This window comes from Woeseia sp. D3-10 (assembly GCF_055809415.1).
The window spans coordinates 1-13,883 of sequence record NZ_JBVVTW010000009.1 but is presented as its reverse complement, the minus strand read 5'-3'; the positions used below and the strand labels follow the sequence as shown (position 1 = coordinate 13,883).

The following is a 13,883-nucleotide window of genomic DNA, read 5'->3' as shown; positions in this document are numbered from 1 at the left end:
AGCTTTTTGAACCACTTACTTGATATCACCCTTTCAATACCGTCTTTATTATTGGCTATTATCATTATTGCAGTATTAGGCCCGGGCTTGATGAATACAGTATGGGCTATTATTTTAGCCTTACTACCGCAGTTTATTCACTCGATTAGAAACCTAATAGTAGAAGAGCTAAGCAAAGATTACATTACGGCGTTTAAGCTCGACGGCGCTTCAAATTGGCAGATCAGATCGCGCGGTATTTTTCCTAATATTTACGAACACATAGTGGTTATTTTTACTATGGCACTGTCTACGGCCATACTAGATATTTCTGCGTTGGGTTTTTTAAAGTTAGGTGCACAACCCCCAACCACTGAATGGGGTGCCATATTAGCAGAAAACCTTGGCCTAATTTATTTAGCACCTTGGACGGTTGCCTTACCAGGCGTATTATTATTTTTAGCGGTATTATCGACCAATTTAGTAGGCGATGGACTTAGACAAGTGCTAAAAGAGCGCAAGGCCGATTAAATGCAATTATTAGATGTTAGAAATTTAACCATTGAACTGCGCACTTCAGAAACAGTTATAAGAGCAGTTGATAGGGCTCAGTTTTAGCTCTAAAGAAGGTGAAGTGCATGCGCTTGTAGGTGAGTCAGGCTCAGGTAAAAGCCTAATCGCAAAAGCAATAGTAGGTGTATTAAACGAACGCTGGAATATAACCGCAGATAGAATTCACTGGCGTGGTGTTGACCTGATGCGCCTCACTCCGGAGCAACGCAGACAAACGGTTAGCAAAGATATTGCAATGATCTATCAAGATCCTAGCCGTTGCCTTGACCCTACAGCGAAAATTTTTAATCAAATTGCTGAAACCTTACCTGAAGTCGCTCGCAAGGGGTTCTTTTTAAAACGAAATCGCGAACGAAAAGACCGCGTTAAAGCACTTATCCATAAAGTTGGTATTAAAAACCATGAAGCGGTACTAGACAGCTACCCTCATGAGCTCTCAGAAGGTGTGTGCCAAGGTAATGATTGCAATGGCAATTGCCCGAACACCTAAACTATTAATTGCTGATGAGCCGACTACAGCACTTGAGAGTACTACCCGTGCGCAAGTGTTTAGGTTATTAAAAGCCTTAATCAACTCAAGAATATGTCTATTTTAATGATTTCACACGAGCTTGAAGAGATTGCTGATTGGTCTCATGGGATTAAATGTTCGAGATATTGCGGGCAAATGGTTGAAGCAGGTCCAACTCATAAAATATTTAAGCAACCTCGCCATCCATACACACAAGCACTTTTGAAAAGCTTGCCAGATTACGAGCAAGGCTTGGCTCATAAAGAACCGTTTTATGCGCTTAAAGGTACTATTCCTACTTTACAACATTTACCAATTGGTTGCCGACTTGGGCCACGTTGCCCACAAGCACAAAAAGAATGTGTAGTTACACCTGCTCTCACTAAACACAGTGGGCACAGCTACGCTTGTCACTTTCCGCTTATAAAGGAGGTGAAGTAATGCAGCCTACTCTCAAAGTACAAGCGCTATCTAAAACATTTGATGTGCGAGCGGGTTTATTTAAACGAAAAAATTTGAAGTGCTAAAAAACATTTCTTTTTGTATTGGTAAAGGTGAAACCATTGCCGTAATTGGTGAAACAGGCTCGGGGAAAAGTACGTTAGCTAAGTTACTTGCCGGTGCCGATAACGCAAACGCTGGGCAAATATTACTTGAAGGCAATGTAATAGAAGATAACGGTATTCGTGATAACCAATGTCGTCACATTAGAATGATTTTCCAAGACTCAGGGGCGTTGTTAAACCCAGGTTTAACTATTGGCGACATGCTTGATGATGCTTGCAATATAATGGGATTTTTGATGAAGAAGAACGCTCTCAGAAAAAGATAAATACAACACTCTCTAAAGTTGGATTGCTAGTCGATCACCAACATTACTATCCACATATGTTCAGTGTTGGCCAATTACAACGTGTGGCTTTTGCCAGGGCGCTTATTTTAGATCCTAAGGTGATGGGCACTCGATGAAGCCGTATCGTCTTAAGACCCTTCTATACGTGCCCAAATAGTAAATTTCTTTACTCAAGTTACAACGTGAAACGGGTTTAACTTATGTCATGATCACCCATCACCTTAGTTTAGTACGCCATACTAGTGATCAAGTCATTGTGCTAGATAAAGGCGAGGTGGTTGAGTATGGTTTAACAGAAAATCTATTTAATAATCCTCAGTCAAAAATAACGCAGCGTCTATTAAGCTGTTAATGCAGTTTTTTGTTATGTAAGTGCATTTTAGAAGGTCTTGTTATTAACTTTTACTTTTTAACAAGGCCATTCCATGCTCAAACACACACTACTTAGTATTACTCCCCTACTGATTTTATCAGCCTCTGCTATTGCCGAGCCCTCTGACAAAGTCTAAAAACCGGGTTGGCGGTAAAATCGATCATTTAGGTTTAACTGTTTCAGATTTAAATTCATCTAAAGTGTTTTTTACTGATGTGCTTGGTTTTAAAGTGCTGGGAAATGATCGCAACTCATCCTGCGTACTTTTTATCTAATAAAAAAACAACCATTACATTGTGGCGAATTAAGAATAATGACAAACGTGTAGAGTTTAATCGAGCAGAAAATGTGGGTCTACACCATTTAGCACTCAGTGTTGAGAGTATTGAAAAGTTAAGCAAGCTGCATAAGCACTTAAAAATGCAAAATAATATTACTATAAGAATTTGCACCAGAGAATTTGGGTAAAGGGCCTGCGCAGCACATAATGATAAGAGAGCCTAGCGGTAACCGTATTGAATTTATTGCGAGGCCTATCTAGCGCACTAAAATGATTAGTATTATTACGCAGTGGTATAAGCACACCCGAATTTAAAGCAATAAAAAAGGCGCTCAGAGGCGCCTTTTTTAATAACCAAAATTAACTTATTCAGCAGCTTGTTCAACTACTGGTAAATTAAGTTCAGCTTTAGCTTTAAGCGACTCTATGAAAACCATATAGTTTTTGTTTGCTTGAGCCATTGTAATGCTTTGTTTAGCTTGTGGGTCAATATCAGCCGTTACTGTAGCATCTGTCACTGAGTTAAGTGCAACAATCGCTGCATCACCGTTATTTAAGTCAACAACATCTACCACTGCAGTGCCTGCTGGGTGAGCCATTTTAAATGCCTGAGTAACAATCGCAGGCGACACAGCAAAACTTTGACGATTTAGTTGTGACTCTTGACGAAGCGTTAAGCTTTGCTCAGTTGCAATATCATTCAAACTTTTACCTGCTTGAATTTCTGCAAACAAACTGCGCGCTGTATCTTTGGCAAGCTCAGAGGTCTTGTCATTTACTAAGCGTGTTTTAATCTGTTCACTTACATCACTTAATGGTTTGGTTGACGCTGGCTGATGCTCGTTAATACGCACGATAACAATGTGCTCATCGCCCAACTCAATAACTTCAGAGTTAACTTTGTCTTCAAGTAAGTCAACAGATGTGAGTGCAGTAATAACAGCCGGTGTATTTAACGGCTCAGGTAAAGCGTTCAATGCTAAAAGAGGGGTTGACTGAACTTCTAGATTCAGCAACTTCTGCTGCATCATCTAAACGATCTGAAATTTCAAACGCGATTGCACCCATTTCGGTTTGCTTATCGTAAAACGCATCAATTTTTTCAGCACGCTCTAATTCAGCACGTAAGTCGGCTTTTACATCATCAAATGGTTTAACTTGTTGTGGCTGAATATCAGTCAGTTTAATGATGTGATAACCGAACTCTGACGCAACCACTTCTGAAAAATCACCTTTCGCTTCAAGTGAAAATGCTGCATCTTCAAATGCAGGATCCATTACATCACGTTCAATCCAATCAAGGTCACCGCCCATCTCTGCGCTAACGATATCATCAGATGAAGACTCTGCGAGTTCAGCAAAGTCTGCACCTTGTTGAAGCTCAGCATAAAGCGCATCGACTTTAGCTTTAGCTGCATCATCGTCTTCACTATTATCTATTAATATGTGAGACACACGACGTTTTTCAGGCTCAACATATTGCGCCTTATTTTGCTCATAAGACGCTTTCACATCTTCTTCAGTCACTGAACCAACAACAATATTTTCAGCTTTCAATTCGACATAGTTCACCGAGATAAGTTCTGGTGATAAAAACTGCGATGCATTTAGGTCATAGTAATCTGAAACTTCTTGCTCTGATACTTCTACATTATCTGCAAGTGACTCTTTATTAATTACTAAGTAATCAATGCTACGAGTTTGTTGTTGAAGAGCAATAGCACTTTTAAGCTCGCTTTCAAGCGCAAAGTCTGTGCCTGCAACTGCTGATACTAACTGACTGCGTGTCATGTCTTCGCGAAGGTATTCACGAAAAGTATCTGGTTGGAAGTTCATTTGACGAATTACTTGTAAATAACGATCGTTATTAAATTTATCGCCAAGTTGGAAGTAAGGCAATTCTAAAATTGTTTTACGAACTGTATCATCGCTTACGCGAAGGCCTAATTCTGCCGCTAACTGTGATTGCAATTCTTGTTGAACTAAGCGGTCAATTACACCTTGACGAATTTGTGCCATATAATTTGGATCTGCAGCAATTTGTGTAAAGTACTCACCAAATTGTTGCTCTAAACGATTACGTTCGTTTTGGTACGCGCGGTTAAATTCCGTTTGGCTAATTTTAACTCCGTTTACTTCAGCAACAGGTTGTTCCGTGGTTTGACCTAGGTAACTACCGATCCCTGCTAAAGCAAAAGATAAAATCACCGCGCCTAAAATTATTTTGGCTACAGGTCCTTGCGAACCTTCTCTGATTTTCTCAAGCATTTGTTTATCTCTTTTTGATCAAGGCTCAATACCTTGTCACATGTAAAAAAAGCGTATCTTACCAGATACGCTTTTTCACTTGAAGTAACTAGCGGTAAAGTTACTCAATTCAACTGTTAGGCTGATTAAGTAACTTTACTTTCGCCATAACTAATCTGTTTAAACTATTGATTAGTTTACTGCGTCTTTAAGCGCTTTACCGGCTTTGAAAGCTGGAATGTTTGCAGCAGCGATTTGAATAGTTTCACCAGTTTGTGGGTTACGGCCAGCTCGTGCAGCACGTTCACGTACTGAGAAAGTACCAAAACCAACAAGTGCAACTGAGTCGCCATCTTTAAGCGCGCCAGATACAGATTCGATGAATGAATCAAGTGCACGACCTGCAGCCGCTTTAGAAATGTCAGCATCAGCTGCGATTTGATCGATTAATTGAGATTTATTCACAATATCATCCTCTTTCATTGTTATTATCAAGAGCGATGGTTTTTTAAACTAACATCACTTTTTTGAAAATTTTAGAGCAAACTTGTAATGCTCACATGATTATATTTTTCTTAAGCCTAGGCCACATAAGGCCTAGGCTTGAAAACCAGTGCTTAACTTATCATACCGTTTAGATTTGAAAAGCCCTAAAAAGCACTTTTTTTACGTTTTTTACTGCTTTTTCTCTGTTTCGACTGAAAAACTCTCAACAGGATGTACCAAAGCAAGTTTTAACACCTCATCAATCCATGTCACTGGGTGAATATCAAGACCTGCCAGTACGTTATCTGGGATCTCTTTTAAGTCACGTTCGTTAATTTTTGGAATAATAACGGTTTTTATTCCACCACGGTGCGCAGCTAGTAACTTCTCTTTTAAGCCACCAATCAGAAGCTTCACCACGAAGCGTTATTTCGCCAGTCATAGCAACATCAGCTTTAACTGGGTTACCTGTTAAACTCGACACCAGACCAGTCACCATGGCTGCACCAGCACTTGGGCCATCTTTTGGTGTTGCACCTTCAGGAACGTGAACATGAATGTCACGCTTTTCATAAAAATCACTGTTAATGCGAAAAGTATCAGCACGATTACGCACAACGGTCATTGCTGCTTGAATCGACTCTTGCATTACATCACCAAGTGAACCGGTGTAAGTCAATTTACCTTTTCCTGGCACGGCTGCACATTCGATTGTCAGTAAATCACCACCAACCTCAGTCCATGCAAGACCTGTAACTTGACCAATTCGATCACCATCTTCTGCTTTACCATAGTCAAAACGTTGAACGCCTAAGTACTCTTCTAAATTATCTTGATTAATAGTCACCGTTTTAGTGTCTTTTTCAATCAGAATATTTTTAACAGCTTTGCGGCAAAGCTTAGAAATTTCTCGCTCTAGATTACGTACACCCGCTTCACGTGTGTAATAGCGAATAATGCCGATAATTGCACTATCGTCTATTTCAATCTCGTTATCTTTTAAACCATTACGCTTTACTTGCTTAGTGATCAGGTGCTCTTTTGCAATATTAAGCTTTTCGTCTTCTGTATATCCTGACAAACGAATAACTTCCATACGGTCTAAAAGAGGGCCAGGGATGTTAAAGCTATTCGAAGTAGCGACAAACATAACATCCGATAAATCAAAATCTACTTCAAGATAATGATCAGCAAAATGGCTGTTTTGCTCAGGATCCAGTACTTCCAACAATGCTGAAGCTGGGTCGCCGCGCATATCTGAAGACATTTTGTCGATTTCATCTAATAAAAATAGTGGGTTTTTAACCCCTACTTTTGTCATGTTTTGAATTAGCTTACCAGGCATAGAACCAATATACGTTCGACGATGGCCTCGGATTTCGGCTTCATCACGAACACCGCCTAACGCCATACGAATATACTTACGGCCAGTAGAACGGGCAATCGACTGACCAAGTGATGTTTTACCTACACCTGGAGGTCCTACAAGGCACAAAATTGGTCCTTTAAGCTTGTTAGTACGCTGTTGTACCGCTAGGTACTCTAAAATACGTTCTTTTACTTTATCAAGGCCATGGTGTTCGCTGTCTAATATTTTTTGTGCACCAGCTAAATCTTTTTTCACTTTAGAGCGTTTTTTCCATGGCACGTTAATTAACGTATCAATGTAAGAACGTACAACCGTGGCTTCAGCAGACATTGGCGACATCATTTTAAGCTTATTAAGTTCTGTCGTGGCTTTTTCTTGTGCTTCTGATGACATACCCGATTCTTCAATACGCTTTTTGAGCGCTTCAAACTCATCAGGAACATCATCAAGTTCACCAAGCTCTTTTTGAATGGCTTTCATCTGCTCGTTGAGGTAATACTCGCGCTGAGATTTTCTCCATCTGCTTTTTAACGCGGGTACGAATTTTCTTCTCAACCTGCAATAAGATCTATTTCACCTTCCATCAGGGCCATTAGGTATTCTAAGCGCTCATGTCACGTCTTGAAATTTCTAGCACTTTTTGTTTTTCAGGCGACTTTTAAGCGGCATATGCGCACGCCATTGTGTCTGCAAGTCGCGCTGGTTCATCAATACCAGATACCGAAGTGAGCACTTCTGGTGGAATTTTTTTATTGAGCTTTACATAGCCTTCAAATTGGCTAATTGCAGCTTCGAATAAATACATCTTGCTTCTTGTTCATCAATTAAATGCTGATTGCAATAAATTGAGCATCGGCAACAAAGTAACTCGTCTGTTATCAACGAAGTCTTAATGATTTTTCAGCGCGCTGTGTGCCTTCTACCAATACTTTTACTGTTCCGTCAGGGAGTTTTAAGTAATTGAAGTACAGTTGCAACTAGTACCAACTGCGATAAATATCATCTTGCTCTAGGTTCGTCGTACAGTTGCATCTTTTTGTGCAACCAAGAAAATTTGTTTGTCTTTATCCATTGCCTGCTTCTAAGGCATTTTATTGATTTTTCACGGCCTACAAAAAGCGGGAATCACCATGTGTGGGATACACCACAACATCGCGCAGTGCTAGCACTGGGATGTTCGAATTGGTCTGTTCTCTCAAGCGTCATATTGATGATTTCTCTTCGCACTTCATTTATTTAAAAGATTATTCAAGTATATGGGGATAACTCACATTAAAGTTCAACAATTTTCCCCGACTCGTTTAAATTAATTATAAAAAAAGGAGCCCTATGGCTCCTTTTTAATGCAATACTAGCTTAAAAACTATTCAGATGCTGCTTTATCTTGATTATTGATTTTCATATATCAAGATTGGATCAGACTCACCTTTAATTACCGTTTCGTCAATAACTACTTTGCTGAAACATCATCCATAGATGGAAGTTCGTACATGGTATCTAGTAAAATACCTTCTACGATAGAGCGCAAGACCACGTGCACCGGTTTTACGAACCATCGCTTTGTGCAGCGATAGCAGTTAAGTGCGTCATCACGGAACTCAAGCTCTAGCATCTTCCATACCAAACAACAGCTGAGATACTGTTTAGTTAATCGCGTTTTTAGGCTCACTTAGAATCTGTACGAGTGCAGCTTCATCTAACTCATGTGAGTGTAGCAACTACAGGTAAGACGGCCAATAAATTCAGGTATTAAACCGTATTTCACTAAGTCTTCAGGCTCTACGTCTTTAGAACGTGCTCTGCTTAAAGTAATCGCGTTTCTGCATGACTCTTTAACACTCAACGCCAAAACCAATCGCCAGTATTCGTTTCATGGCTACGTTGCACTAACTGACTTTATCTAAGCCCTGCAAAACGCACCACCACAAATAAACAAGTATTTTAGACGTATCTACTTGTAAAAATTCTTGCTGTGGGTGTTTGCGTCCACCTTGAGGAGGCACAGAAGCAATCAGTACCCTCAATCAGCTTAAGTAATGCTTGTTGCACACCTTCACCCGACACATCGCGCGTGATTGATGGGTTATCTGATTTGCGAGAAATTTTGTCTATTTCATCAATGTATACAATGCCACGCTGTGCTTTTTCCACATCGTAGTCGCATTTTTGCAATAGCTTTTGGATGATATTTTCTACATCCTCGCCCACGTAACCGGCTTCGGTAAGTGTCGTTGCATCAGCCATTGTAAACGGTACGTCAAGTAAACGAGCCAGCGTCTCTGCTAGTAATGTTTTACCACTACCAGTCGGACCTATTAGCAAAATATTACTTTTGCTAAGCTCAATATCTTGCTTGGTTGATTGATTACGAAGACGTTTGTAATGGTTGTAAACAGCAACAGACAATACTTTTTTCGCATGGTCTTGGCCGATAACGTAGTCGTCTAGGTGTTTTCGAATTTCTTTTGGAACAGGTAGTTTATCAGACGAGTCATGCTTAGGAGCAATATCTTTGATCTCTTCCCTGATAATATCGTTACACAACTCTACACATTCATCACAAACGTATACTGAAGGGCCTGCAATTAATTTGCGTACTTCGTGCTGGCTCTTGCCACAAAAAGAGCAGTATAACAATTTATTACTTATTGTCGCCGTCTGTAGGAGTGTCAGACATTCAGTCTACCTCATCTTATTACGTTGGCCACCAAAATTTGTGGTGGCTATTTCAATACGCTTAACTATAACAAAATTTATTGTTTTTCGCATAGTAACTAAAAGTGATTAACAGGTCCCCTGCTCACCAAGCGCTTACTTTATATCGCGATTTGCAAGATACTAGAGTCAACTAAGCCGTACTCTAGCGCAGCTTCTGAAGCGCTCATGAAGTTGTCACGATCAGTATCTTTTGCAACTCACATCATAACGGCTGACCCGTGTGTTCTGCCATTAAGCGATTTAGCTTATCTTTAATAGATAGTATTTCTTTGGCGTGTATTTCAAAGTCAGACGCCTGACCTTGGAAACCACCTAAAGGTTGGTGGATCATTACACGTGAGTTAGGTAAGCAAAAACGTTTACCTTTAGCACCAGCCTGGTAAGCAAAAATGCCCCCATGCTCGCTGCTTGTCCTACACAAATAGTAGCTCACATCAGGTTTGATAAAGTTCATTGTGTCGTAAATTGCCATACCAGCAGTTACTGAGCCACCCGGTGAATTTATGTATAAGATAAATATCTTTATCAGGGTTCTCTGATTCTAAAAATAGCATTTGCGCTACAAATTAGATTTGCCATGTTGATCTTCAACTTGGCCTGTTAAAAAAATAATACGCTCTTTTAAAAGTCGCGAATAAATATCATACGAGCGCTCACCTTTTGGTGTTTGCTCAACAACCATAGGGACCAATGCATTTAGGGGATCGTAATACCAGTATTCATACTTATTTAATTCCTTATGCTGCTTATACTTATCCTTATTATAAGGAAGCATAGTTATCGTTTTTCGCAAACTTAAGAGCCAAAAACTAAAAATGGCCCGGGCACGCTGTTTAAACAGTGTAACACGAGCCATTTAATCCGTTAGTCGAGAGCCTTAAGTCAATGCGACTTATTAAGCACGCTTGCTGCGGATTCATGATGTCATCAAAGCTGACTGTTTTCAACGTCTGAAACATTTGGCTTTAGCTAAAATAGCATTTCAATCAGCTTGCTCTTCCAGTTGCTAACATTACGCATATTGTTGCATTAAGTTGATCATTTGCTTTGATAGTGATTCTACTACTTCAGTTGGATCTTCGTATGCAGAAGCCACTGTTGCAATTAATGCTTCAACTTTAGCATCATCAACTTTAATGTCGTTAGCTTTGATTGAACTTCGCCTAAGTAACAAGACCAGTTTTAACGCGGTGTTACAGCTTGCTCATGGAACAATTCAGCTGGAAGCTCAGGCATGTTTTTAGCGTCCATTTGACCGCCAAAACGTTGCAGCTAGCTTGCTGACGTAATGCGTCAACTTCTTGATCAACTAAGCGCTTTTGGCACTTCAATTTCGTTGTTTTCTAATAAGACCTTTGATTGCTTGGTCTTTAACGTTAGCTTTAACCGCTTGGTCTAAGTTCACGCGTCATGTTCTTTTTAACTTCTTCTTTAAGTGCGTCTACGCCGCCTTCGGTCAACACCGAATTTAGTTGCAAACTCTTCGCTTAATTCAGGTAAGCTGCTTGCGCTTCTACTTTGTTTCACTGTGATAGTGAATTGAGCTGCTTTACCTTTAAGGTTTTCAGCATGGTAATCTTCAGGGAATGTTACATCTGCAACAACTTCTTCGCCTGCTTTTTTACCAACGATGTTCATCTTCAAAACCTGGGATCATACGACCTTGACCAAGCTCTAAATGGGAAGTCATCAGCTTTACCGCCTTCAAACTACTTCACCGTCGATAGTACCTACGAAATCAACTGTTAACACGGTCACTTTCAGCCAGCAGCTGTCATCTAACTTCAGCCCATGTCTGCGTGTTGCTTACGAAGAGTTTCTAGCATGTTAGCTAAATCTTCGTCAGTTACTGTTAGCCGCTGGACTTTCAACAGCAGATTTTGTCTAAACCTTGAACTTGAGCAATTTCTGGGTAAACTTCAAATGTAGCTGAGAATTCTAAATCCTTACCATGCTTCATAGTGATTTAGGAGCGAATGAAAGGCGCGCCAGCAGGGTTAATTTTTTCATGCAACGATTGCCTTCAATGTAGTTACGTTGCATTACTTCGCCAGCAACTTCTTGACGAATACTGCAGCTGTCCAAAACGCTTGTTAATTACAGATACAGGTACCTTACCAGCACGGAAACCATCTATACGCTGTTGTTTTTGACCAGCTTGTTGTAGGCGTTTTTTTACTTCGAGTCTCAACTGTTCTCTGCAGGAACGGTGATAGTTATACGGCGCTCTAAGGCCTTGGGTCGTCTCTAACAGAAACTTGCATGATTCTACCTCAATATTCAATTTTGGCGACTGTTCGCCTTGCCTTACAAACAAAGTGATCTGCATGAGTCTTGATAAAGTTTAAGCGGTTTTTCACACTTAAAATGCATCCGTCGCTACCATGAGATACCATTGCTGCTTTGCCCTTAGGGCACTATGTTAAACAATAGACGCGGCATTATAACCTAATATTTATGATAGTCGAGTATGGGGGGCAATTATTTGGGATAGATTGGGTACTACAGCACCTAACCGAGTAAAAAACAGGCTAACTGTTGTTTTCAGTTGTTTAATTGAGTTTTATTTATTGCAATAGAAAAATAGATTTGTAAAAAATACTGAGGAGTTATAAATAAGAAAATGGTCGGCGATGCAGGATTCGAACCTGCGACCCCTTCGGACCCAAACCAAGTGCGCTACCAAGCTGCGCTAAACGCCGATATCGAAGGCTAAGCTTCTTTTTTCATACTGAACAGTTAGACAGATGCGTTTAAAACCGCTTTGAGAAAGTGAGTCGGCGATGCAGGACTCTCACACCTTGCGACCCCTTGGAACCCAAATCCAAGCGCGTCTACCAAACTCCGCCACATCGCCGCATATTCTTGTAAGATGGGGTGACTGATGGGGCTCGAACCCACGACAACCGGAATCACAATCCGGGGCTCTACCAACTGAGCTACAATCACCGCAATATAGACATGTCAACGAAACAAATGGCGCACCCGGAAGGATTCGAACCTACGACCGACGCCTTAGAAGGGCGTTGCTCTATCCAGCTGAGCTACGGGCGCATCGAAAACTTCATAGTTTACCAATGGGCTATTCGATCCTAATCAAATTGCAAAAAGATGGTCGGCGATGCAGGATTCGAACCTGCGACCCCTTGGACCCAAACCAAGTGCGCTACCAAACTGCGCTAATCGCCGTTACTTACTATTCTCTACGAGTGACCTCGTTGACAACGGGGTGCATAATAGTGATTTGACGGGGTCCAGGTCAAACGTTTTTTTAAGAAAACAAATCAAGTGGTCATTTTTAGCCCACAATGGCTAAATATTATAATGAGAAGACTTTTTGAAATTTAAACTATTTAATTACTCTAGTACTATATAGATGAAAAGCAACTTGGCGCTGCAATGCTTTTTATGTACGAAAATAGCTTAGGTAATATTAAATGAAAAAATAAAGTTATTATTCTCTTTTTATAAGCATATGCCCCTTTTTATTATGCGTTCATTTTTAAAGTATCGGTATCTAGTTAATTAACCCCAATTAAAGGTCGACCCATGACGGCAAACATCATTGATGGTAAAGCAATCGCAAAACAAGTACGTAGTACAGTTGCACAACGCGTAAGCGAACGCGTTTCTAAAGGATTACGCGCCCCCGGACTTGCAGTAGTCCTCGTTAGACTGCTGATCCAGCAAGCCAAGTTTATGTTCGTTCAAAGCGTAAAGCCTGTGAAGAAGTTGGTTTTATTTCAAAATCATTTGATTTACCTGCAGACACAAAAGAAGATGCTCTTTTAAGTTTAATTGATGAGCTAAATAATGATGCAGAAGTAGATGGCATTTTGGTGCAGTTACCTTTACCTGATGGACTCGATGCAGAGAAAATTTTAGAACGCATTACACCACACAAAGACGTTGATGGCTTTCAGCCCTTACAATATAGGTCGTTTAGCACAGCGTATGCCTGCGCTTCGTCCTTGTACGCCAAAAGGGATTATAACTTTACTCGATTCTACCGGTGTTCGTTATAAAGGCATGCATGCGGTTGTGGTTGGCGCATCAAATATTGTGGGCCGCCCTATGTCGTTAGAGCTATTACTGGCCGGTTGTACGACTACTGTGTGCCATAAGTTTACACAAGATTTAGAAACCCATGTGCGACGCGCAGACCTGTTGGTTGTAGCTGTGGGCAAACCTGAATTTATCCCTGGAGATTGGGTAAAAGAAGGCGCCATTGTCATTGATGTAGGTATAAACCGTTTAGATACAGGTAAACTAGTAGGCGACGTTGAATACAGCATTGCAGAGCAAAAAGCTCACTTTATTACTCCTGTTCCTGGCGGGGTTGGCCCAATGACCGTGGCCAGCTTAATTGAAAATACATTAGAAGCATGCGAAAAATATCATAGCTGAATGTAATTCAAATAAAAAAGGGTTGCCATTCGGCAACCCTTTTTTATTGCAAGCGAGTAGTATTAAGCCTTACGCCATGTTGCTGGG

At 40.5% G+C, this 13,883-nt stretch carries 3 protein-coding genes, 5 tRNA genes and 9 pseudogenes; 5 read left to right on the top strand and 12 right to left on the bottom strand.

Features of this window, described 5'->3' with window-relative positions; translation table 11 throughout:
• From AC0L8N_RS18945 to AC0L8N_RS18930, 4 genes and pseudogenes are all read left to right on the top strand, one after another.
• Positions 1 to 510: ABC transporter permease subunit (locus AC0L8N_RS18945; RefSeq protein ID WP_473670288.1), on the top strand; the 510-nt coding region annotated here is incomplete at its 5' end.
• A pseudogene (locus AC0L8N_RS18940) lies at positions 511 to 1,504 on the top strand (oligopeptide/dipeptide ABC transporter ATP-binding protein). It begins immediately after the preceding gene.
• Positions 1,504 to 2,268, top strand: a pseudogene (locus AC0L8N_RS18935) (ATP-binding cassette domain-containing protein). Before AC0L8N_RS18940 ends, AC0L8N_RS18935 begins: the two co-directional pseudogenes overlap by 1 nt.
• Before the next feature lie 73 nt (positions 2,269 to 2,341).
• Positions 2,342 to 2,830, top strand: a pseudogene (locus tag AC0L8N_RS18930) (VOC family protein).
• 104 nt (positions 2,831 to 2,934) lie between these two features.
• On the opposite strand, the pseudogene AC0L8N_RS18925 reads toward AC0L8N_RS18930, so the two are convergent.
• The 12 genes and pseudogenes from AC0L8N_RS18925 to AC0L8N_RS18870 form a co-directional block, all read right to left on the bottom strand.
• Positions 2,935 to 4,837, bottom strand: a pseudogene (locus AC0L8N_RS18925) (SurA N-terminal domain-containing protein).
• A gap of 171 nt (positions 4,838 to 5,008) precedes the next feature.
• Positions 5,009 to 5,305, bottom strand: coding sequence for an HU family DNA-binding protein (locus tag AC0L8N_RS18920; RefSeq protein ID WP_286364811.1), 297 nt, complete (start codon positions 5,303 to 5,305; stop codon positions 5,009 to 5,011).
• A gap of 186 nt (positions 5,306 to 5,491) precedes the next feature.
• Positions 5,492 to 7,877: pseudogene (gene lon / locus AC0L8N_RS18915) on the bottom strand (endopeptidase La).
• A gap of 182 nt (positions 7,878 to 8,059) precedes the next feature.
• Positions 8,060 to 9,344 (bottom strand): annotated as a pseudogene (gene clpX, locus AC0L8N_RS18910) (ATP-dependent protease ATP-binding subunit ClpX).
• Between the two features lie 143 nt (positions 9,345 to 9,487).
• Positions 9,488 to 9,556 carry a hypothetical protein gene (locus tag AC0L8N_RS18905; RefSeq protein WP_473670290.1) on the bottom strand — a complete coding sequence of 23 codons (69 nt, stop codon included), beginning with the start codon at positions 9,554 to 9,556 and terminating at the stop codon, positions 9,488 to 9,490.
• A 35-nt stretch (positions 9,557 to 9,591) separates the two neighbouring features.
• A pseudogene (locus AC0L8N_RS18900) lies at positions 9,592 to 10,071 on the bottom strand (ATP-dependent Clp protease proteolytic subunit).
• A gap of 217 nt (positions 10,072 to 10,288) precedes the next feature.
• Positions 10,289 to 11,653 (bottom strand): annotated as a pseudogene (gene tig / locus AC0L8N_RS18895) (trigger factor); the annotation flags it as partial.
• Positions 11,654 to 12,013: 360 nt separating this feature from the next.
• Positions 12,014 to 12,091 (bottom strand) — tRNA-Pro (locus tag AC0L8N_RS18890).
• 75 nt (positions 12,092 to 12,166) lie between these two features.
• Positions 12,167 to 12,247, bottom strand: a tRNA-Pro gene (locus AC0L8N_RS18885).
• Positions 12,248 to 12,262: 15 nt separating this feature from the next.
• Positions 12,263 to 12,338: transfer RNA gene (locus AC0L8N_RS18880), tRNA-His, on the bottom strand.
• A gap of 28 nt (positions 12,339 to 12,366) precedes the next feature.
• Positions 12,367 to 12,443, bottom strand: a tRNA-Arg gene (locus AC0L8N_RS18875).
• 58 nt (positions 12,444 to 12,501) lie between these two features.
• Positions 12,502 to 12,578 (bottom strand) — tRNA-Pro (locus AC0L8N_RS18870).
• A 360-nt stretch (positions 12,579 to 12,938) separates the two neighbouring features.
• On the opposite strand from AC0L8N_RS18870, the pseudogene folD reads away from it, so the two are divergent.
• Positions 12,939 to 13,796 (top strand): annotated as a pseudogene (folD, locus tag AC0L8N_RS18865) (bifunctional methylenetetrahydrofolate dehydrogenase/methenyltetrahydrofolate cyclohydrolase FolD).
• The last annotated feature ends 87 nt before the right edge of the window (positions 13,797 to 13,883 follow it).